Source organism: Jejudonia soesokkakensis (genome assembly GCF_042664795.1).
In the GTDB taxonomy this organism is placed as follows: Bacteria; Bacteroidota; Bacteroidia; order Flavobacteriales; family Flavobacteriaceae; genus Jejudonia; species Jejudonia soesokkakensis.
In genome coordinates this window covers 181,645-203,840 of sequence record NZ_JBHTBN010000006.1, presented here as the reverse complement: position 1 = coordinate 203,840, position 22,196 = coordinate 181,645, and the positions used below count along the sequence as shown (strand labels likewise).

The window sequence follows — 22,196 nt, the reverse complement described above, 5'->3', positions numbered from 1 at the left end:
TAGAAATTGGAGCTTTTTAGCGTTTACTTCGGTTCTATACCAAGTCCTCACTTCAACTTTTCTTTACATAAAACTTTCGATACCTAAAAAATGCTAGGGTAGCTAACACGGCAAAGAAAACCAATAAGTAATATACGAATGAAGGAGTTACCGGTACATCTCCACTGGCATACGAATGTAATCCTGTTAAATAAAAGTTCACTCCAAAATAAGTCATCATGATCGACGCATAAGCAGCAATTGCCATGACATTAAAAATCCATTTGCCTCTTAGTCCTGGAACAAGTCGCATATGAATCACAAATGCATATACCATAATGCTAATCAGCGCCCACGTTTCTTTAGGGTCCCATCCCCAATATCGTCCCCAACTCTCGTTCGCCCATTGGCCTCCTAAAAAGTTTCCAATGGTAAGCATGACAAGACCTACGGTAAGTGCCATTTCTATAATGACAGTAATTTCCTTAATGTTCAGATCCATTTTTTTGTAATTGCTCTTAGTAGTTAAAAGCATGAGTAATAATGATGTTGCCCCTAAAATCATCCCCAAGGTAAACGGACCATAACTTGCGACTATTACAGCAACGTGTATCATAAGCCAATAACTATCTAAAACTGGCTGTAAATTAGCAATAGAAGGGTCTAACCAGTTCTGGTTAGCAACCCAAAGAATAATTGCAGCAACAAAAGCGGTTGAGGCGATCGTTAAATTACTTTTTCTTCCAAAAGCCAACCCAAAGAAAACTGTTGCCCAGGCGACATAAATAATCGACTCATACGCATCACTCCAAGGCGCATGACCACTTACGTACCATCGCAATGCCAACCCAAGGGTCATTAAACCAAAAAATACCCAGATTATATACTTACAAATAGTGACCAATGTATTAACCACTTTACCTTCCTTAAATATTTGAATGATAATAAATACAAACATTAAGATTCCAATCATTGCAAAATACCGGTAGAGTTTATTAAAAATATCTACTTTATTATAAAGAATCTCTGCGTTCACCTTATTTTCTGAAGGCAACACTTCACTTCCATATTTTTTCTGAAAGTTGGTGATTCCATTTAAAATATCCTCTGCCTGTGTATAATCTCCAGTTTGTCGAGCTTCATTTACAGTCTGAAAATATACTGGTAAAATGGTCCTAGTTACCGTCGAGTCCATTCCCGTAAAATTTGCTTCATTTAATTCTGGATAGGAAACCCATTTATTATTATCATTATTTGGTAACGGAAAGATCTTTAAAATACCCCCTGTTAATGCCTGATTCAACAAATACACATTTTCATAGGTCTTTACGATGTCTTTCTGGATTTGAGTAGGCGTATTGGTATTGGTTGCTTCCTCCAAATATGGTTCCAGCTTATTATTACCGCGCTCGTCAAAAAGGTCTAACATGGCAATTCTGCTGGCATCTTTTTCAACTCCCAAAATATTCCGTAAACTATCGTTTTGCCACTTTACAGCAATAATCGGAGTTTCTACCCAAAATCTTGGAAACTCGGTCATTGAAATAAATACTTGATTGGCATCTAATCCTTCATAACTGTTCTTTCTGCTAATTTTCCGAAGCAATTCCGAAGCAAACGTGTTTACAGGCTTCATCCTCCCATCATCCTGAATTACCAGTTTCCCAAATTTTGCCGCATGTTCTTTACTTACTGCATTCGCTATGATTAAAGAGTCTAACTGAGCTTTTGTTGCTTTTGAATGTTGCTGCGGAATATTAGTGTGTTCTTCATGAGCGTCCTGAGCAAAACCTGAAAATGAAATCAGTATCGTTATCAATAAAGTTAGTTGCGCTTTCTTTTTCTTAATCTTATCGAGCATTTTTTTGAGAGAGGCGAATCTCGTATGACGATCAAATAATATAGCCATCAATCCAAAATACAATAAGAAATATCCTATATATGTAATCCAAGTCCCCCAGAAATCATGATTTACCGCCAGTATCGTCCCTTTTTCATCAGGATCGAAACCTGACTGAAAAAATCGGTATCCATCTCTGTCTAAAACATTATTCATAAAAATCTCTTCATCGTCCAACTTATCGCCGTCTACCACAGTTACCTTACTCTTAAATGATTTAAACCCACGCTCTGTACCTGGATATTTTTCAGCAATAAAATCATTTAAAGTAATGCTAAAGGGAAGTTCGATAGGTTGAGAACCATAGGTTGCGTAAACTTTTAACCCTCCAATTTCGGTAAGTTTGGGATCTGGCAAAGAGCCTTTTCCTCCCAATAGTTCAACCGATTTGGTTTCTCCATTAGAAGTGATATTGACTACAAGGGCATCCTGATTGGTCTTTTCGGCAGCATCTCCTTTAATAATGCCTTGCGCACCGTACACTACAGGGTCTGGAATCACAAAGGCCATGCCCGCCATTTGGTATAACGATCGCAGCATTAAGGGTTGAACACTGTCTTTTACTACTCCACCTTCAAACTGGTCTGCCATTCGCATAAAAGTTCCTTCAAAAGGAGTGGAAATATCGTACGTGTTTTCTTCTTGATTATAGGTAATATTAATAGCACCTTCGGTAGGTTTATTTAATGCAAATAACACATTGTGAATATTGGCTACCTCCCCTACTTTCAATAAATGATCGTGACGGTCTCCCTCTCCAGCTTCCACGATCTTTAAATACTGCTCGCCTGCATCGTTTTCAATCAAGCCTTCTTTGGCATTTTTTATAAAATTCTTATATGAAATCGTAACTGGCTGATTGTTATAATCGGTATCAATGGTGAAACTATTATCCAATCTTTCAGAAAGTCTTAGACGCTTCGGTTTTAAATTTCTGCGCATAGCTACCCCATCCACTTTATAATCTCCATCTATAAAAACTGTAAGATAGGCATGTTCAGAAAGCATGGTATTTTCAGTAGCTCCTTCTCTAATATGCAATACCCCTTCATACCCAATATATCTTGTGACAAAAGCACCCACCAAAATAAGTATAAAAGAAAGGTGCAATGTTAATGTTGCCCACTTTTCTTTTTTGTACAATCTAAATCTGAAAATATTCCCTACAAAATTGATCACAAACATGCCCATAATTGCTTCAAACCACCAGGCATTGTAAATAAGCTCTCTGGAATAAGGGGTAGGTGATGTTTCTGAAGAGGCATCCATAAACGTACCAATGCCCATGGCAACAGCAAAAACAATAAATAAAACGGCAGTTAATCGGGTAGAAAAGAGAATGTCGGCAAGCTTCTTTTGCATGAGTTCAAATTTTGGTGCAAAAATACGCAAAACAACTGTTAATTATTGTATCCCAATCGCTTTAAAATCATACTTATTATTTTGGTTTTTGTTTCTTATGAAATCCCATACGCAATGTGTATTTTAGCAGAATGATTCGTGTTTGTTTTTTAGGCTTCGGAAATGTAAACTACCACCTTTGCAAGGCTTTTGTCGGCGCTAAAGATGTTGCAGTAATTCAGGTTTACAATCGGTCAAAAATGGATTCTGTTTCTTTTCTGAAAGACATTCCTACCACGACAACCCTTTCAGAATTAAAAGAAGCCGATGTCTATATTATTGGTATTCCGGATAATGCAATTGCCTCTTTTTCTGAAGCAATTCCTGTTAAAAATAAGCTGGTGATCCATACTTCAGGCGGAGTATCGATAACGGAACTTTCAGAAAACAACCGAAGAGGAGTACTCTGGCCTTTACAAACCTTTTCAAAAAGTAAAGATGTCGATTTTAAAACGATTCCTCTTTGTCTGGAAGCCGAAGCTCCCACAGATTTAGAACTGCTAAAGCGTTTAGGAAATTCAATTGCTAAGACTATTGTAGCTATATCTTCTAAAGAACGCGCCACTTTACATCTTTCGGCAGTATTCGTTAACAATTTTGTAAATCATTTGTACGGTGTTTCAGAAACACTACTAAGAAAAAAGAATATTGATTTTAATTTATTAAAACCGCTCATTTTAGAAACTGCCACTAAAATTGAAACGTTATCACCTTCAGAAGCACAAACAGGTCCTGCAAAACGAAATGATACTAAAACTATCGAAAAACATTTACATTTGCTGGAAGAAACGCCTTATCAACAACTTTACAAAACCCTAACACAAGCTATCGCTAATGAAAAGCTATAAAGAATACTTACAACATATAACGACATTTGTTTTTGATGTAGACGGCGTGCTTACAGACGGTACCATTAGCATTACTACCGAAGGTGAAATGTATCGAACAATGCACACTAAAGACGGATTTGCACTTAAAACTGCTGTAGATAAAGGGTACAACGTTTGTATTATTTCTGGAGGGAGTAATGAAGGAGTGCGCATAAGGCTCTCTGGGCTCGGAATTAAAGACATCCATTTGGGTGCTCATAAAAAAACGGAAACGTTACATGCATACTGCCAACAAAAAGACCTAAAACTTGAAAATGTGTTGTATATGGGTGATGACATCCCAGATCTGGACGTAATGCAACTCGTTGGTCTTCCATCTGCTCCACAAGATGCCGTTCCCGAAATAAAAGCGGTAAGCTCTTATGTATCCCATAAAAAAGGGGGGAAAGGCTGCGTGCGAGATGTGATCGAGCAGGTGTTAAAAGTACAGGGAAATTGGATTTCTTCTGCTGCCAGTGCAACTTATGATTAAATGCTGAACTACCTAAAATTACTACGACCTATCAACTTAGTACTAATTGCATGTATGATGCTGATAGTAAAATTTGGTTTATTTGAGTTCCTGAATATTGAAACAGCGCTCTCCGCTTTTAATTTTTCAGTGTTGATTCTTGCAACGGTATTGATTGCTGCAGGAGGTAATGTGATCAATGATTTGTATGATGTGGAAATTGACATCATCAACAAGCCAAAAAAAGTGATTATAGGAAAGTTTATATCTGAAAAAGCCGCAAATGTATATTACATCTTTCTAACATTTCTTGGAGTGATCGCCGGCTTTTATGTGGCAAACTCGGTTGGAAAACCTGGATTAGCTGCTATTTTTATTGGAGTCGCTGGCCTGCTTTACATGTATGCCTCTCAATTAAAATCAAAATTATTACTTGGAAATATCATCATTTCTTTCCTCGTTGCGCTAAGTTTATTGATTGTCATTTTATTTGATATATTTCCCGCTATTATTTTGGCTCCTTCTGAAAGTCAGTTGCATGGCACACAAATCATCCTCCACTACGCACTATTTGCTTTTTATATAAATTTTATCCGTGAAATTGTCAAAGATCTCCAGGATATCAATGGAGACCGAAAGGGCAATCGAAATACACTCGCTATTGCTATTGGCAGAAAAAGGACCATCACAGCAGTTTTTATTTTAGGAATTGTAGCTATCGCTGGTATTCTTGTATATATGTACCTTTACTTGTATACCTCACAGGTTGTCGTGCTCTATTTTTTATTCGCTCTTGTAGCACCCCTTCTGTTTTTTGTGATCAAAGCCTGGAGTGCAGAGCATCATAATGACTATACATTCTTATCATTACTTTTAAAAATTATTATGTTATTGGGAGTGATTTCAATTTACTTTCAGAAGTTTTTACTTACAAACTATGCTTAAAGAAAGGTTACAAAATCATACTGTTATTCTCGCTTCTGGCTCTCCAAGACGCCATCATTTTTTTAAAGAGCTCAACCTTGATTTTACTGTACACGTAAAAGAGGTAGAAGAAGTTTTTCCAGAACATTTAACAAGAACAGAAATCACAGACTATTTGGCGCAGTTAAAAGCTTCGGTATTTACAGGGTTAAAAGAAAATGACATTTTGGTGACCAGTGATACTATTGTTTGGAAAGATGAAAAAGCTATAGGTAAACCCAAAGATCGGGAAGATGCCATCGCGATGTTGCAGAATTTAAGTGGTTCGATGCATGAAGTATTTACTTCGGTTTGTTTTACTTCAAAAAACTTTCAGAAAACAATACATGACACAACGAAGGTATGGTTTAAAGAACTTTCTATACAAGAAATTGAATACTATCTTGACCAGTATACCCCTTTTGATAAAGCAGGAAGCTATGGTATTCAGGATTGGATTGGGTACATTGGTATTGAAAAGTTGGAGGGTTGCTATTTTAATGTAATGGGATTGCCTACGAGATTAGTATATAAAACGCTGCTGGAAATTGCCGATACCTGATAATATTGTAATTTTACTGAAAATCATTAAGAACATGAGAACTGAAACTACAGTCGCTACGCTTTTTCTCGCCTTTTTATTTTTGATGAGTTGTGATACTTCAGAAAAAAACTTAATTCCGTCTAGCAATCCGGAAGGCTCTTCAAGCAATCAAAAGCAACGTAGTCTTTCTAAACAATTTAAGGATTATTGGTATGATGGTACTGCCGAAATAACTTCCTATCAGTTAACTCAGGAACGATATGGAGAATTGCGTGAAGGTACCGCTGTAACTATTTTTGTTACCGAAGATTTTATCCCCAAAGCACAGGTAAAAGCAGACCAAGCTTCAGAAGAGAATATTCCAGTATTAAAACTAAATGCAGTGAAAAAATTTGTAACGGGTATCTATCCGTATTCAATTATGACAAGTACTTTCAGCCCTATACCTACTGAAGAACATGCGCTTAAAGTGACAAATTCGGTTCAGGAATGGTGCGGCCAAACGTATCTTCAACTAAATAGTCGAAGTGAATTTGAGCTAACGGGTCATTCGTATTTTGCATCTGAAGGTGATTTTGAAACTACTTTGGAGAAAACTTGGTTGGAAGACGAATTGTGGAATCGTATTCGAATTAATCCTGAGGAATTGCCTACTGGAGATGTTTCTATGATACCATCTTTCGAGTTTTTAAGGTTACGTCATAAAGAAGCCATGGCTTATAAAGGATATGCTAAGCTTCAGCAACGGGACTCCCTGACCAGCTACAGTATTGAATATCCAGAAATACAACGAAGCCTAATCATTTACTTTAATAGTACATTTCCATTTGAAATCGAAAAGTGGGAAGAAACAAACGCATCTCAAAGTTTGGATAGTACAAGTTTAAAAACAAGTGCTGTTCGTTTGCGTAGGATCGAGGCTGCGTATTGGGAGCAGAATAAGAATAAAGACAGAACACTTAGAGATAGTTTGGAATTAAAATAAATATATTTACACTTTAAATTCCTATTAATGAAAATAGTTACCAAATCACACTTATTAATTAGCTGCCTCTTAACCATCACAATGGCTGGATTTGGTCAGCAGCCAGTTCCTCATTACACAACTGATGCTGAAAAAAGGGATCTCTCTAATTACCAATTTAACAGAAGTATTCTTACAGATCCGCCTGCCGAAGAAGTGCGCACCATGGCAGAATGGGAAGAAGTGGAATTTCTAGTGGTAACCTGGGAACCAAACTTTCCGAATATACTGCGACAAATCGTGGCTGCAGCGGTAGAAGAATGCAAAGTAATTATTACTACACAAAATGAATCTTCGGTAGCTTCTTACTTAACATCTAATGGTGTGGATCTAACAAATGTTACTTTCATGGATGAAAACTGGGACACATTATGGATAAGAGACTATGGCGGTAATACAGTTTACACTAACGATGTAGGGGAACGAGCCTTAGTAGATTGGATCTATAACCGCCCTAGACCCAATGATGATATAATTCCTTCGGCACATTCAAATCTTGAGGGCATTCCAATTTACATAACAAACTCTGGAACTAACGACTTGGTTAATACGGGAGGAAATTTTATGAGTGATGGCCTCGGAAACGCTTTTGCCAGCGAATTAATTTTAGAAGAAAATGAACCTGGTAATCCTTATGGAGTAAGTGCCAAAACCGAAGAACAGATCGATGATATCATGCAAGCCTATATGGGAATTGACAATTATATTAAAATGACTCCTCTACCCTTTGATGTAATCAATCATATTGATATGCACATGAAGTTGCTGGATGAGGAAACACTTTTGGTTGCCGAATATCCTCAAGGTGTTGCAGATGGTCCTCAGATTGAAGCTAATATTGATTATATTTTACAAAATTTTCAGAGTCCTTTTGGAACTCCTTATAAAATTAAAAGAATCCCTTCACCTCCAAGCGTAGGTGGAAATTATCCAGACAATGGTGGTTCTTATAGAAATTATGCCAATGCCATTTTTGTTAACAAAACGATTTTAATTCCGTTGTACAGACCAGAAGTAGATGCTCCTGCCATTGCGAAATGGGAAGAGATGATGCCTGGTTATAATATCGTGGGCATTGATGTCGACAATCCTGACGAAAATTTGATTAGCCTCGTTGGAGCCATCCACTGTATCACGCACACGATTGGAGTATCAGACCCTCTATGGATTGTGCACCAACCCATCGCACAAGCAGATAGCGGAGCAACCGTAGCTGTAGATGCGATGATTAAACATAATTCTGGTATTGCAAGTGCCACGATGTATTGGCGTGAAGAAGGTACTTCAGATTTTAGTCAAACGTCAATGACTTTGGAAAGTGATTCCAATTGGACGACAGATTTCTCGATTCCCTCTTCTACTACTTCTATTGAATATTATATAGAAGCTACCGCAAATTCTGGAAAAACACTAACAAGGCCTATCGTTGCTCCTGAAGGATACTGGACCATAGATGTTCGTACCTTGGGAATTAATGATAGCAGCGAAAATAATATTGTAGGACCATACCCTAATCCCACTTCAGATACGGTTCTATTCTCTTTTAAGTCAATTTCAAAAACCATAAACATAACGATCACAAATGTACTGGGTCAACAACTAAATTCTTTCACTTTGGATGTAGCTTCAGAAAATACCATAGAAATTTCTATGGAAGCGTATGCGGACGGAGTTCTTTTTGTGAATTTTGAAGGAAGCTTCGGTAAAGTGACAAAAAAAATAATCAAAAAATAAAAAGACAAAATTCTTTTTAAATCTATGTTAGAAGCAAACCTGTTGCATATCATTCAAACAGCAGCATCAGTAATCATCATTCTTATTTTAAGGTGGTTCTGTATCAAGCTCGTACGACGTTTTGCACGAAAATCTGAAAAAGTGGAACATAGAACAGGGCTTATTATTAAATATATAGAGTTTGCTACCATTTTTATGGTCATACTTTTATTAATCCTAATCTGGGGAGTAGAATTTAAAGATCTTGGATGGGTTTTGTCTTCGGTTTTTGCGGTAATCGGTGTTGGTTTTTTTGCACAATGGTCCATCTTGAGTAATATTACAAGCGGTGTAATTATGTTTTTTACGTTTCCCTATAAAATTGGAGACTATATTACGATACACGACAAAGAATTTGATTATGAAGGAATTATTGAAGACATCAAAGCATTTCAAATAATACTGCGTACTCAAAAGGGAGATATTATCGCTTACCCCAATAGTATGCTACTTCAAAAAGGAGTTTCTGTGATCAAACCAGAAGAAATTGCCGATTTTTTAGCCGAAGAAGAATTACTGGATGAGAATGTTAAAGAACACCCAATAGACTAACCACATTTTCTATTTTGGGTATCTTTGGGTACTACACTTATTAAAAAAATACCATGAAAAAATTCTTGAGTACTGGATTTCTATTTCTTTTTTTCATTCCTATACTTTCTGCACAACGACCTCAAAAACCAACCGCTTCAGAATTATATCATACCCTCCAGAAGTTAAACTTCTTAGGATCTGCATTATATATCGCAGCCCATCCCGATGATGAAAACACTCGTTTAATTTCGTTTTTGGCAAATGATGTACATGCCAGAACTGCCTACCTTTCGCTTACTCGTGGTGATGGGGGACAGAATTTAATAGGTCCGGAAATTCGAGAACTATTAGGAGTTATTAGAACACAAGAATTGGTGGCTGCACGTAAAACCGATGGGGGACAACAGTTATTTACACGTGCTAATGATTTTGGATACTCAAAACATCCAGACGAAACCCTTGCAATTTGGAACAAGGAAGAGGTTTTAGGCGATGTGGTGAGAGCCATTAGAAAGTTTAAGCCCGACGTGATTGTAAATAGGTTTAATCATAGAGATCCAGGTTCTACCCATGGACACCACACCTCTTCTGCCATGTTAAGTTTTGAGGCATTTGATCTCGTTGGTGACGCCTCTCATTATCCTGAAACAGCAAACGAATTTAATAGCTGGCAACCAAAGCGATTATTTTTTAATACTTCCTGGTGGTTTTATGGAGGAAGAGAAGCCTTTGAAAAAGCAGATAAAACAAATTTGGTAGAAGTCGAAACAGGGAATTACTATCCGTCATTAGGACTATCCAATGGTGAAATAGCATCCTTAAGCCGAAGTATGCATAAATCACAGGGATTTGGAAGCACAGGTTCTCGTGGTTCTCAAACCGAATATCTTGAATTTTTAAAAGGGGATTTCCCCGAAGATAAAACTGATCTTTTTAGCGGAATCAACACCACATGGTCTAGACTGGAAGGTGGCGCTGCGATAGGAAAAATTTTAGATCAGCTGGAAGCCAATTTTAATTTCAAAGACCCGTCTGTTATGGTTCCCAAATTAGTGGAAGCCTATTCTTTACTGAAAGCAAGTAAAGACAGCCACTGGCGAACTATAAAACTGAAAGAACTAGAACAATTTATTTTAGATTGCGGCGGTATTTTTCTTGAGGCAGTTTCAGAAACAAATAGCATCAATCCCAACGGAAGCTATAAAGCGACGCTGGAAGTCATTAACCGTGGCACAAACCAAGTCGTACTTGAATCTATTGAAACGGGTACTGGAAGATCTTTAATTTCCGAAAGAAAAACGTTAAAAAGTAACGAAGTTGAAAACTTTGAGGTTCAGATCTCTTCAGAAAAAAACAATCCCTCGACACCGTATTGGTTAAATGAAAAAGGAACGTTAGGAATGTACAAAGCTCCTAGAGAACTGATTGGTTTGCCAGAAACTCCTGCTCCAGAGCAGGTAGTTTTTACTATAAAAATTGGCAATACGCCTATGTCAATTAAACGTGACGTAGTTTATAAATTTAATGATCCAGTCGATGGTGAAGTGTATCGTCCTTTTGAGATTTTACCTGAAGTAACTTCTTCAATACCCGAAAAAGTACTCATCTTCTCAACCGAAAAATCCAAACAAATACCTGTGATTATTCGAGCAGGAAGAGAAAAGGTAAGTGGTACTGTTCAATTAAATCATCCACAAGGCTGGACAGTTTCTCCTGCGCAACATACATTTGAGCTACCCAACACGGGCGAAGAGAAAACTTTGATATTTACAGTGACACCACCCAAAAATACCAGTGAAGGCTATTTAAAACCTCAGGTTCAAGTGGGTGATCGTTATTATACCAAAGAACTCATTCAGATAGACTATGACCATATCCCTTTTCAGAATGTGCTATTACCTTCGGAAGCCAAAGTAGCCCGAATAACTATTGAGAAAAAAGGTCAGCACATTGGTTATATCGAGGGTGCGGGTGATGCTATTCCTGAAAGTTTAAAACAAATTGGATATACTGTAACTACGATTGCACCCCAAGATATCAAAGCCGAAAATTTAAAGAAGTATGATGCAATCGTAATTGGGATTAGAGCCTATAATACGGTGCCTGAGCTCGCTTTTAAACAAACCGATTTAAATAAATATGTAGAAAATGGCGGCACTCTTTTGCTTCAGTATAATACCTCCCACCGTTTGGTCACGGAAAATTTTGCACCTTACGCTATCAAACTTTCAAGAGATCGCGTAACCGATGAATTTTCCGAAGTACGCTTGCTTGATCCACAGCATCCTGTTTTAAATTCTCCCAATAAAATTACCAAGACAGATTTCGAAAACTGGGTGCAAGAGCGCGGACTCTATTTTCCAAATGAATGGGACAAAAATTTTACTCCTATACTAGGAATGAACGACACTGGAGCTTCAGAAAGTACTGGTTCGTTACTAATTGCAAACTACGGGAAAGGTCATTATATCTATACCGGATTAAGTTTCTTTAGAGAACTCCCCGCCGGTGTACCTGGAGCCTATAGGTTATTCGCAAACTTATTATCGATTGGGAAATAATATGGAAGATCTCTTCGGAAAGGCCTTACTGGACTTTTACCATGGAAATTATACTGAGGATATTATTACTGAAACCAATATCAGTGAAAAAGATGAATTTCCGCTGCCGTATCTTTTCCGAAGCTATAAAGAAATGCCCAAAGTGGAGCAAAAAGCATTAAACCTGGCAAGAGGAAAGGTACTTGATATTGGCTGCGGATCTGGAAGTCATGCGCTTTATCTCCAAGAAAAGGGTTTGGATGTTACAGCTATCGACACATCCCCAGGCGCTGTTGAGGTTGCCAAAAAAAGAGGTGTAAAAAAAGTACTACTAACTGATATCTTAGCATATTCAGAATCGTCCTTCGACACTATTTTGGTTTTAATGAATGGAACGGGAATTTTCAAGAAAGTAGCATTGGTACCCCGATACCTTCAACATTTAAAAAGTTTGCTAACGCCAAAGGGAAGTATATACATTGACTCCAGTGATATTTCCTATATGTATGATGAGAATGACGATGGAAGCATTTGGGTGCCATCAGATCGATATTATGGTGAGCTTGATTTTACCATGCATTATAATGGTAAAAGGACCCAAGAGTTTCCATGGCTATACCTAGATCAAAATTTGTTTGCTAGAATTTGTAAAGAAAACGGATTTAATTTTGAGATTTTATTAGAGAAGCCTGAGCATTCTTACCTTTGCCGATTGTTTTATTAGTTTCAGTTATTTCATAATCTGGAACAAACCCTTTTGCCTTTAGAGCATTCACTTTTTCTAAGTATAAATCACGACTCCAATTGGAAGCAATTCTATTAACAGCCTTCATTACTTCTTGTTGTTTCTTTTCATTTTTTTTACCAAAACCACTTTCATGCAACTCGGCCACTGCTTGGTTTTGTTCAGGTGAAAGCTTGGTTGGGTGAGTAGCTAATTGCTTTCCAGCATCTGTTTTATAAAAGGCAGTCATCTTTTGGATGTCTTTTTCAGAAAAATGTTCTTTATAAGAAACGGCTAGTTTTGTCTGAATCTCCTTTATACTTTGTTTCTTATTGGTTTGCAAGGAGGTCCATGTAGCTTCAGAAATATCTGATTTGGAAAAATGCTTTTTCAAAAGAACAAACATTTTAGCATACTCTCCTTCATATTTTTGAGTTGTTCCATTAAGAGTAAGATATTCGGCGATACTCTCTTGGTATGAATCTTGTGCAGAAACTGAAAAATACATCGTTAAAAATAACGTTAAAAATAAGACACGGACTTTCATAAAGTATTTATTGAAGTAAGTTTGTCAAATGTACAAAATTAATTATATGAAAATATCTAAGTTACAATTTCTGCTTGTTTTAGCGACACTCACATTATTTTCAGCTTGTAAAAGTGATGAAAGTGATGATACTGTAGCAGACTTTAAAGCTGAAAACAGAAAGGCACTTGGAACTTCAGCTTCCGATTTATTGTCGAATGATACGTATCAAAATCTTCGCGTAGAGTTTGCCTATTCTGAAGGCTTTAGACCAGAACAAGAAACAATCACGAATTTTGTCAATTTTTTAAATACACGAGTCAATAAGCCTGGCGGCATATCCATTACAGAAACTGTCGTTGCTCCGCAAGAAGGATCACCTTACACAACCAGCGAGATTAGAGAGATTGAAGATGCTATAAGAACACAATATACGGCCGGAGATGAGATTGTGGTCTATATCTTTTTTGCAAATGGAAGATCCAATAATGATACGGCTACTTCGGTAACTTTGGGTACTGCTTATCAAAATACATCTATCGTACTTTATGAGAGTACACTTCGCAATATAAGTGCCTCACAAAATATTGACCTGTCAACTTTAGAATCGACTACCTTACATCATGAGTTCGGGCATTTATTTGGTTTGGTAAATATTCAGGATGACGATATCCATCAAAATCATGAAGACCCTAATCAGGCAAGACATTGTGTGGTAGAAGACTGCTTAATGTATTTCGAAACCAATAGCGCTGATAGGGGCGCATTGCGTACATTTTTTAACCGTAATGCAATAGCAAACGTTCCCCAATTTGACCCTAATCTTTGTATTGAAGATTTAAGAGCTAAAGGAGGAAGATAGTGAATAGTGAAAAAATAATTTTCAACTTTTAACTTTAACGCTACTTATTACTACCGTACACCTTCTTTCCATTAATAAATGTAGCGTATACTTTGACATTAGGAATACTGTCTTCTTCAATGGTCATAATATCTCTGTCTAGCACCACAAAATCGGCTAGCTTACCTTCTTCTATACTTCCTTTTTCCTGTTCTTCAAAATTTGAATAGGCAGCCCAGATGGTCATCCCTTTTAGCGTTTCTTCTCTGCTCAATGCCTCTTCTTTTCTGAAACCCTCTTCTGGAAAATTCTCTAGATCCTTTCGGGCTACAGCGGCATAAAAGGTATACATAGGGTTTACCTTTTCTACAGGAAAATCGGTACCCAAAGCAATGATACCTGCTTTATCTAACATGGTTTTATAGGCATAGGCTCCTTTGATACGGTCGGCTCCTACTCTGTCTTCTGCCCAGTACATATCGCTAGTCGCATGCGTTGGCTGTACCGACGGAATGATATTCTTTGAAAAATACTCAAAATCTGAAGGCGTTACAATTTGTGCATGCTCCACTTTCCAACGTGCATCACTTTTATCTTTTAAAGCCTCTTTATACGCTCTTAAAACTGCAACATTTGCAGAATCACCAATGGCATGTGTATTCATTTGGTAGCCAGCGGCCGCAATACGTTCTGCTAAACTTGAAAGCTGACTCATAGGAGTTACCATGGCTCCAAAATGATTCTCCTTGTCGCTATAGGTTTGCCGCATGGCTGCCCCTCTCGAACCCAAAGCGCCGTCTGCATATACTTTTACTGAACGTACATGCAACCGATCAGTTTTGATAATACCTTTATCTAGATAATAATCAAGGTTTTCTGGCGAATTGCTAATCATCGCGTAAACCCTAATAGATAAGCTATCATTTTTCTGAAGCCTGTCAATTTCCTCAATGACTTCCTCAGATAAACCAGCATCGTTAATGGTAGTTAATCCTAATTCCAAACATACTTGCTGTGCATCTAGCAACGCCTCTTCAATGTCCTCGGTACTCATTTTAGGAATCACTGCATTCACGAATTCCATAGGTGCATCAATTAAAATCCCGGAAGGTTCATTGTTTATTAATTCTACTTCTCCCCCCTCCATCTTTGTTTCCTTCGTAATTCCAGCCAACTCTAGAGCTCTTGTATTGACAATGTATGCATGCCCATCGATTCGTTTTAAAGCAACAGGTGTATTTGGAAACAATGAATCCAGTTCTTTTTTAGTTGGAAACTCTTTTGTTTTCCAGTCATTTTGATCCCAGCCACGACCTAGTATAAATTCTTTATTTTTTTCCTGCTGAAAGGCTACCACTCTTTCTAATACCTCCTCATAACTTGTTGTGCCGACTAAATCAACATTCTGAAGATAGACTCCCAAATTAAATAAATGTGCATGTGCGTCGATCAATCCTGGAAAAACAGCTCTTCCTTCTGCATCAAAAGTTTGGTCAAAATTATATTTTAGTTCGAGTTCTGGCTTTTTTCCTATCTCTAGAATCTTTCCATCTTTCACTACAAAAGCTTTTGCCATGTCAAAGGTTTCATTGACCGTATATACTTTTGCATTTTTAACCAATAGATCTGCTTGCACACGCTCGGGTGCACAGGATAAAAATAATACGGAAATAATGAGGGATGTAATTAGAATTCTCATGGATGGATTTGTTTTCAGTAAAAATAAAAAAAGCATCCGGAATAAACAGGATGCTTGTCTCATTGTTTAGTTAAAAGAAAATAACTCAATATCAATTATTCTATTAATAGCTTTTTGTGTAGTATATCATTACCCGATATTATTTTTAAAAAATACACCCCAGACGCTAGATTTGAAATATCTATCGTTTTATTTTCAACAAATTCTGTACTAATTTTTTTTCCATGACTATCGAATAAATCTATACTATCGATAGGAAGTACAGTTTTTATAGTAACCACATTACTCGCTGGATTAGGATACAGTATAACAGCTTCTTGTAGTGCTACCTCGGTAATTCCTAAACTACAGTTCTCACTAAATAAGGTTTGTGAGTCATACTCCCAGAAATTTGGAACGCTTCCAAAATCCCTATCTACTTGAACGCAGGTTAAATTTGGACTATCTGTTAATCGCATTACAGTAATATTCTCGTTATTACCATTGCTAATATCGATGGCAGAAAGTTGAGTATTTTCTGCTGCTAATTGTTCAAGATTTATATTTTGAGATAAGTCTAACACTCCTTCTAGCAATGTGTCTATACAAACGAATTGAAGCAAAGAAATATTTGTTGTCATGTCAACCTGCCTTATTGGATTTCCAGACAGACTAAATCCAGACAAAGACGAGCAATTTTCTACATTAACATCTGTAATATTATTGTCATCAACATCAACACTAATGATATTAGGATGATTTGAAATGTCGAAGATGGTAATATTATTACCCCATGCTTGTAGCATTTCTAAAGATAAATTATTAGAAAGATTGAGGTTTATTAATTGATTATTACTAATGGTTAAAATTTTTAAGTTAGTTGCATCTGAAAGGTCAATATTGCTTATGTTATTAAAACTCAAGCCCAGAATCTCAAGATTTGATGAGTTAGAAATATTAATATTTTCAATTGCATTAGAAAGTAAAATAGCTTGTTTTAAATTTGTAAGATTACCAAGATTGGCATCTACCAAGTTATTGTTTGAACATCTAAGGTTTTGAAGGTTTGTAAATGCTTCAATACCTTCAATGCTATTAATATTTTGATTATCTAGAATAAGATGATTTACAAATTCTGCTTCTGAAACTTGAATTTCATCATCTCCATTAAGATCTACAGAAAGATCTGCAACACCATCATTATCAAAATCTACACACAAAGTATTGGCAAGAACATTTTTAAAAATAGGATCTGGAATATTTACTATTTGGGCATTCACAATGCTAATTGTAAAAATAAATAATAATGATATAAGAGGGTTTTTCATAGCTGATAGCCGCAAAAAAAAGATTATCTCTATTGTAGCTTCAGTAAAAATAAAAAAAGCATTCCGAAGTGGGAATGCTTTTTAGTAATTAAAATTATTTGAGTTTACCAGTCAAATTTGTAAGTAGCGCCTAATAATCCCTGAATACCCTGCACCGGATAGCTATACCATTTCTCGTAATTATCACCCAACAAATTACTTCCTTTAGCGAAAATATTTAGTCTGTCATTTACTCGATATCCTAAATGTACATTTGCGTCTATATAACTATCTAAGGTGACCTCTCGTGGAATAAAATCTATTAATGGACCAATAGCATTAAGCAAATCTTTACGTTCTCCAACCAGATATACCGAAGCACCTCCATATACTTTTTCGGTAATGCTAAAGTTAGTAAATACGGTCGCTTCATACTCTGGCAAATTCCAGGGTTGTACCTCATCAATATAATCATAACTATACACCGTACCGCTAATTCCTAATGAAAAAGCTTCAGAGACCGCCACTTTCAATTCTCCGAAAATAGCCAAGGTGTTTATATCGTGATACACCACACCAAAGGAGTTTCCGTATTCATAATTTTCAATATTCATATCGTCAATCGCTGGATTACTTAAAAATAAAGCCCTGTTCTCATCCTTTCCGTAGCTGGCTCTTAAATTATAACCTATCGCATTGGACAGCTTCCCTTTGATTCCAGCAAATCCCTCAAACACATGACTGGTTGGCTGAATACCTAGCGTAGGTGACACGTGCGGATTTTCCTCTTTAAAATTATAGTACGAATTCTGTTCGAGACTTCCATCTACGCCTCCATAGGCAATTAAATATTCGTCTACAAGTCGATACGAAGCGTTTATTTTTGGATACAAAAACAGTTCGGAAGTACTTTCTTCTCCATCCAAGCTAAGATAAGCGCCTACACCTAAGGAAAGTGTTAGATCATCATTAACATATACGAGCGATGGTGTTATTCCTATATTTAAAAAACTATAGGATTGTCCTTCACCTCCATAATAGGCTTGGTCAAAGCTTCCACTCAAATAATCAACTTCACCATCTAATGTAAAGTCAATGGGCTCCAAATCAAACGTAAACTCTGGTGCTGCATTGATGTTGAATTCGGAAGAATTATAGCTATCACCTAAGAATTTTACATCTGTTGTGATCTTATCAAAAAACGAATCTTCGAGTGCGATACTTCCACCAACATACCCACTCAAATAGGTTTGTTGTGGATCAATGCCACTAATCACCTCATCCATCGCATTGCTATAATAGGGACTTAACCCATACCAGTTAAATAATTGATGTTGCACACCCCCATTGATATAATAAGTTACATCTCGCTGTCTGCTGGTATATTGTCCATCCAAACGGGTGTCATAATATTTATTTTCTAATCGAACCCCCTCGATATCTCCCTGCGAACTGTTGTGACGGAAGAAAAATCCGGCGTTGTCTGTTCGACTGATTTCAAAATTACTGTACAACTCACCCAGAATTGAGGTGTAATTTCCGAAGCCAAGCGTGGCATAATTATCATATAGTTTAATACGTTTCGCTTTTTCTACGGTAGCCGCTTTTCCCTTAGCAGGTGTGAAGGTTGAAGCTACAGGCACCGAAAAGATACTATACACGACAGGACGCTTTTTAGTTATTACCGAATCATTCAAGACAGGCGTTTGTTTTACCTTAAATGCATCTGAAATCGTAGGCGTATAGGGTTTTACAATATTGACGACTTCGGTTCCCAGGTCTTCTTTGGGATCTTGGGCGAATGCAAAGTTTGAAGTTAAAAATATAACTACGAGAGAGAACATCCCCCTAGTCCCCTTCAAAGGGGGAATTTGTTTTACTATTTTTTGATATTTATTATTTGCTCTGTTATGGAACATAGATCGAGGTTTCTTTTGTTAAGTGATTTGAGTTTTTTCTTCGGAAAGGGTTGTCTAATTTTCTCCCGTTTCGACCGAAGCATTTGTCTTAGCTTCGGAAGCTTTAATACGAGTTAATTCTGTTCTAGCTTCTTCTACAATATCAGGGTAATCGGTAAAGTTCTTGGTAATACTTTCTAAAATATAGGTAGCTTGATACGCGTCTTTTAAAGCATAGAAATTCTTTGCCATCAACAACAATCCTTTCGCGCCAAAATATTTATAACCGCTATACTCTTTTGCCAGTTTTTGTACTGAAACATTAGAGGCTTCAAACTGTCCATCTGTATGTTTAAAATATGCATCAAAGTACAGGGCTTCAGCAGCTAGTTCTCCCGTTGCAATCTTAGCCACTTCTGCATAGGCTGTTTTAGCTTTTGTTTCGTTTCCTGTTTTAATAGCAGATCGTGCAATAATGATCTGCGCATCGCTTTTAATGGAGTTATCAATTTTAGAATTCTGAAGCACTTTTTCTGCATACGCAACCGCTTCGGCATACTGTTTTAGCTCATAGCTAGCCTTCATACTATTAGTTTGCGCAAAAATGACATTCTGCGGGAAGTCGGCTTCTACTTCCAGTCTCTTTAGGTATTTAAGTGCGTTGCTGTAATCTTTCTTTCCGAGAAAAATTTCTGAAATACGTGATAATGCCTGTTCTGTAAATTCACTTCGTTGTTTGTTTAAAACGAACTCAAAATGCGGAATCGCAGCTTCTTTTTTCCCGTCAGCAAACTGCAACTGCCCTAAGTAAAAATGAGCTTTCAGTGCATGTTGCCCATTTGGAAACTGTTGTAAGTAATCGCCAAAACGTTTCATCGCTTGACTCTTATTATTCTCTAAATACGGTTGCTCTGCCGCTTGGTAGGCTGCATCGTCCAGTTCTTCGTCGGCCACATCTACAAAATCTAAGGTATTTACCCAGTTAGCGTACTCGTCCACACGTCCCTGATCGATATAGATTAATTTTGCTGAAGCTACTGCTTGTAAGGCTTCTGGCGTAGAAGGAAAATCATTGGCGACTTTTTTAAAGATGGAAAGTGCTTCGTTACTTCGGTTGGAATTGTCAAAAATAAGTGCTTTTTTCAGCAGTGTTTTTGCCACATAACTACTCTTAGGCGACTCTGCAATAAGGCGGTCGTACATTCTAATGGCTTCTGCTGTCTTATTTTGTGCTACGTAGGTATTTCCTAATTCGTATAATGCATCGTCACGATAGATAGATTTTGGATACTGAAGTGCAAAGTTGGTTAGTCCTTCAATCTTACTATCAACTCTGTCTACAAATCCGTAGCTTATTGCTTTCTGAAAGGCGGCGTAATCCTCATCGGGTGTTCCTAATTCTATGGCCTGATTGTAATTTTCCATAGCAGGCCAGTACTGACTCGTTACAAAATAACTATCTCCCAGACGTAAATATGCGTCTGTTTTTTGAGCACCCTGTGCATTGGTGGAAGACGCATAACTTTTAAAATTGGTGATGGCGTCTGTATAGTTCTTTAATTTAAACTGATTATACGCTAAATTGTATTTACTGTCTTTATACTCTGGTGTTGAAGCAGCTTCAGGCAATTGGAGGTATTGTTTATACCCTACAAGAGCTTCCTCAAAATTGGAGAGATTGTAATCACTTTCAGCTTTCCAGTACGTTGTTCTAGCCGTAAATTGAGCATCACGGGGTTCTTTTAGTGATTTATTGAACATGCTAATTGCAGCTGCATAATCCCCTTCATTATAGAGTTCGATTCCGCGGTAAAAAGCAACTTTTTGGTAGGCGAGTTTATTTTCAAACGATTTGTTATTTTCTAGCAATTCAATCGCAGCCTTGTAATTTTTGGACGTAATATAGCTATCAATAAGTAGGTCCTTTAGTGCTTCATTATTGGCATTATTAGGATAGGTTTCCATAAATGACAATAACACCTCTGGTGCTGGCTTATAACTATTCCCTATCTCATAGCTAAGCTTTGCATAATTGTACCACGCATCTTCTTGGATTTCGAGACTAAAATCCATTTCACTAGCATTCTTAAACGCATTTAATGCCTGCTGTTTTTGATCCAGCTTTAAATAACTTTCGGCTAAATGATAATACGCATTTTGTGCAACCGAATTTTTACCATCTACAATCTTATTAAATTCACCAATAGCTTCGAAATAGTTACCTTGCTTATAGTAAGCGTACCCTAATTGGTAATAATCGGTATTGTTCCACTTACCACGCTTGCCCTTGTATTCTTTTAGATAAGGAATTGCTTCAGCATATTGCTCTAAATTAAAATAGCTTTCTCCAATAATCTTTGAAAGTTCACTTTTTTCCTGTGGGTTAGAGTTTTCATATTTCTCTTTCCCCATATCGATTGCCTGCTGAAACTTGCCCAATTTAAAGTTCATATCAGCTTGATAATAACTTAATCCTTCCGAATAGCGATCTTCTTCCTTTACTTCTTCAAAAAGTTCGTTGGCTTCTTCATAATCATCACCTTCATACGCTATAAAACCCAGATAATACTTAGCCTGTGAGCCATAGTTTTTTGAGGTGGTGACACGATTAAAGTATTTTTTTGCTTCGTTGAACTGCTTGCTTTTAAAATATGCATAGCCATTATTAAAATTGAACTTATCTCTTTCAGACCTCGGAATAGAGCCTTCATCTATTTTATCATAATATTTTCTCGCTTGGGCGTATTTTCCATTTTCAAAATAATAATTCGCCACGTTAATGTAGGCTTCATTTCGTTTGATACTTGTAGGGTAATCTTCTACAAAGCTTTCCATAAGGGCATCCGCGTTCTGCTGATTGAGCCGTACCGCACAATTGGCGATATAATACGCACAGTCCCCCTCGATTGAAAGATCATCGACTTTATTCTTAATCGAAGTAAACAAACTCTGCGCCGCCAGAAACTGATTGTTTTTATACAACTCTATTGCTTTATTATAATCGACCAATTCATTGGTGAAATCGGCTGTTTGTTGTGCTGAAATTGAAAAAGTTATACCTAAAAAAAGGCAAAACATCATGAGGTTTTTAAGCATGTTTTTTGTTGTTTTAACTGCTGAATGTTCAAGCGTTGGGTTACACAGTTAACGCTAAATTTTAATCTTAATTATATTACATACCCACAGAAAGTATTTAGAAAATAAAATTAGGTATTTTTAGAGC

At 36.9% G+C, this 22,196-nt stretch carries 16 protein-coding genes; 10 read left to right on the top strand and 6 right to left on the bottom strand.

The features are described 5' to 3' along the window. Positions 1 to 52 precede the first annotated feature (52 nt). On the bottom strand, positions 53 to 3,241 hold the full coding sequence (gene ccsA, locus ACFQO1_RS12145; protein ID WP_380218413.1) for a cytochrome c biogenesis protein CcsA: 3,189 nt from the start codon (positions 3,239 to 3,241) through the stop codon (positions 53 to 55). Between the two features lie 131 nt (positions 3,242 to 3,372). Between ccsA and ACFQO1_RS12140 the strand changes: the two genes are divergently transcribed. Genes ACFQO1_RS12140 through ACFQO1_RS12100 form a run of 9 tightly spaced genes read left to right on the top strand, consistent with a single transcriptional unit; the run spans position 3,373 to position 12,723 of the window. Then, positions 3,373 to 4,128 (top strand): Rossmann-like and DUF2520 domain-containing protein, encoded by a 756-nt coding sequence (locus ACFQO1_RS12140; protein ID WP_380218412.1) that lies wholly within the window; start codon positions 3,373 to 3,375, stop codon positions 4,126 to 4,128. Then, positions 4,115 to 4,642, top strand: a complete 528-nt coding sequence (locus ACFQO1_RS12135) for a KdsC family phosphatase (protein WP_380218411.1) — start codon at positions 4,115 to 4,117, stop codon at positions 4,640 to 4,642. Before ACFQO1_RS12140 ends, ACFQO1_RS12135 begins: the two co-directional genes overlap by 14 nt. 54 nt (positions 4,643 to 4,696) lie before the next feature. Continuing rightward, positions 4,697 to 5,566: a geranylgeranylglycerol-phosphate geranylgeranyltransferase gene (locus tag ACFQO1_RS12130; protein ID WP_380218410.1), complete on the top strand. Its 870-nt coding sequence runs from the start codon at positions 4,697 to 4,699 to the stop codon at positions 5,564 to 5,566. Then, complete coding sequence (locus ACFQO1_RS12125; RefSeq protein WP_380218409.1) at positions 5,559 to 6,146, top strand: Maf family nucleotide pyrophosphatase; 588 nt, start codon at positions 5,559 to 5,561, stop codon at positions 6,144 to 6,146. Before ACFQO1_RS12130 ends, ACFQO1_RS12125 begins: the two co-directional genes overlap by 8 nt. Before the next feature lie 34 nt (positions 6,147 to 6,180). Then, a complete protein-coding gene (locus tag ACFQO1_RS12120; protein ID WP_380218408.1) occupies positions 6,181 to 7,113 on the top strand; it encodes a septum formation inhibitor Maf in 933 nt (310 codons plus the stop codon). A gap of 27 nt (positions 7,114 to 7,140) precedes the next feature. Continuing rightward, positions 7,141 to 8,886 carry an agmatine deiminase family protein gene (locus tag ACFQO1_RS12115; protein ID WP_380218407.1) on the top strand — a complete coding sequence of 582 codons (1,746 nt, stop codon included), beginning with the start codon at positions 7,141 to 7,143 and terminating at the stop codon, positions 8,884 to 8,886. A gap of 24 nt (positions 8,887 to 8,910) precedes the next feature. Beyond that, positions 8,911 to 9,477 carry a mechanosensitive ion channel domain-containing protein gene (locus tag ACFQO1_RS12110; protein ID WP_380218406.1) on the top strand — a complete coding sequence of 189 codons (567 nt, stop codon included), beginning with the start codon at positions 8,911 to 8,913 and terminating at the stop codon, positions 9,475 to 9,477. 53 nt (positions 9,478 to 9,530) lie between these two features. After that, positions 9,531 to 12,020, top strand: coding sequence for a PIG-L family deacetylase (locus ACFQO1_RS12105; RefSeq protein ID WP_380218405.1), 2,490 nt, complete (start codon positions 9,531 to 9,533; stop codon positions 12,018 to 12,020). A 1-nt stretch (position 12,021) separates the two neighbouring features. After that, a complete protein-coding gene (locus ACFQO1_RS12100) occupies positions 12,022 to 12,723 on the top strand; it encodes a class I SAM-dependent methyltransferase (RefSeq protein WP_380218404.1) in 702 nt (233 codons plus the stop codon). Here the strand turns inward: ACFQO1_RS12100 and ACFQO1_RS12095 are convergent. Then, positions 12,662 to 13,270: a DUF2059 domain-containing protein gene (locus ACFQO1_RS12095; RefSeq protein WP_380218403.1), complete on the bottom strand. Its 609-nt coding sequence runs from the start codon at positions 13,268 to 13,270 to the stop codon at positions 12,662 to 12,664. The genes ACFQO1_RS12100 and ACFQO1_RS12095 overlap by 62 nt on opposite strands. A gap of 46 nt (positions 13,271 to 13,316) precedes the next feature. On the opposite strand from ACFQO1_RS12095, the gene ACFQO1_RS12090 reads away from it, so the two are divergent. Continuing rightward, a complete protein-coding gene (locus ACFQO1_RS12090) occupies positions 13,317 to 14,111 on the top strand; it encodes a membrane metalloprotease (RefSeq protein ID WP_380218401.1) in 795 nt (264 codons plus the stop codon). 40 nt (positions 14,112 to 14,151) lie between these two features. On the opposite strand, the gene ACFQO1_RS12085 is transcribed toward ACFQO1_RS12090, so the two are convergent. From ACFQO1_RS12085 to ACFQO1_RS12070, 4 genes are all read right to left on the bottom strand, one after another. Beyond that, positions 14,152 to 15,789 carry an amidohydrolase gene (locus ACFQO1_RS12085; protein ID WP_380218400.1) on the bottom strand — a complete coding sequence of 546 codons (1,638 nt, stop codon included), beginning with the start codon at positions 15,787 to 15,789 and terminating at the stop codon, positions 14,152 to 14,154. Positions 15,790 to 15,884: 95 nt separating this feature from the next. Next, a complete protein-coding gene (locus ACFQO1_RS12080; protein WP_380218399.1) occupies positions 15,885 to 17,096 on the bottom strand; it encodes a T9SS type A sorting domain-containing protein in 1,212 nt (403 codons plus the stop codon). 104 nt (positions 17,097 to 17,200) lie between these two features. Continuing rightward, positions 17,201 to 18,937, bottom strand: a complete 1,737-nt coding sequence (locus tag ACFQO1_RS12075) for a TonB-dependent receptor (RefSeq protein WP_380218398.1) — start codon at positions 18,935 to 18,937, stop codon at positions 17,201 to 17,203. Positions 18,938 to 19,048: 111 nt separating this feature from the next. After that, positions 19,049 to 22,069, bottom strand: coding sequence for a tetratricopeptide repeat protein (locus tag ACFQO1_RS12070; RefSeq protein ID WP_380218397.1), 3,021 nt, complete (start codon positions 22,067 to 22,069; stop codon positions 19,049 to 19,051). Positions 22,070 to 22,196 lie beyond the last annotated feature (127 nt).

Bases quoted from the DNA above. Each gene is read 5' to 3' on its own strand.
- ACFQO1_RS12125 (WP_380218409.1), top strand. From the start codon at position 5,559: ATGCTTAAAGAAAGGTTACAAAATCATACTGTTATTCTCGCTTCTGGC.
- ACFQO1_RS12110 (WP_380218406.1), top strand. From the start codon at position 8,911: ATGTTAGAAGCAAACCTGTTGCATATCATTCAAACAGCAGCATCAGTA.
- ACFQO1_RS12115 (WP_380218407.1), top strand. From the start codon at position 7,141: ATGAAAATAGTTACCAAATCACACTTATTAATTAGCTGCCTCTTAACC.
- ACFQO1_RS12085 (WP_380218400.1), bottom strand. From the start codon at position 15,789: ATGAGAATTCTAATTACATCCCTCATTATTTCCGTATTATTTTTATCC.
- ACFQO1_RS12080 (WP_380218399.1), bottom strand. From the start codon at position 17,096: ATGAAAAACCCTCTTATATCATTATTATTTATTTTTACAATTAGCATT.
- ACFQO1_RS12130 (WP_380218410.1), top strand. From the start codon at position 4,697: ATGATGCTGATAGTAAAATTTGGTTTATTTGAGTTCCTGAATATTGAA.
- ACFQO1_RS12135 (WP_380218411.1), top strand. From the start codon at position 4,115: ATGAAAAGCTATAAAGAATACTTACAACATATAACGACATTTGTTTTT.
- ACFQO1_RS12095 (WP_380218403.1), bottom strand. From the start codon at position 13,270: ATGAAAGTCCGTGTCTTATTTTTAACGTTATTTTTAACGATGTATTTT.
- ACFQO1_RS12070 (WP_380218397.1), bottom strand. From the start codon at position 22,069: ATGCTTAAAAACCTCATGATGTTTTGCCTTTTTTTAGGTATAACTTTT.
- ACFQO1_RS12100 (WP_380218404.1), top strand. From the start codon at position 12,022: ATGGAAGATCTCTTCGGAAAGGCCTTACTGGACTTTTACCATGGAAAT.
- ACFQO1_RS12120 (WP_380218408.1), top strand. From the start codon at position 6,181: ATGAGAACTGAAACTACAGTCGCTACGCTTTTTCTCGCCTTTTTATTT.
- ACFQO1_RS12105 (WP_380218405.1), top strand. From the start codon at position 9,531: ATGAAAAAATTCTTGAGTACTGGATTTCTATTTCTTTTTTTCATTCCT.
- ccsA (WP_380218413.1), bottom strand. From the start codon at position 3,241: ATGCAAAAGAAGCTTGCCGACATTCTCTTTTCTACCCGATTAACTGCC.
- ACFQO1_RS12140 (WP_380218412.1), top strand. From the start codon at position 3,373: ATGATTCGTGTTTGTTTTTTAGGCTTCGGAAATGTAAACTACCACCTT.
- ACFQO1_RS12090 (WP_380218401.1), top strand. From the start codon at position 13,317: ATGAAAATATCTAAGTTACAATTTCTGCTTGTTTTAGCGACACTCACA.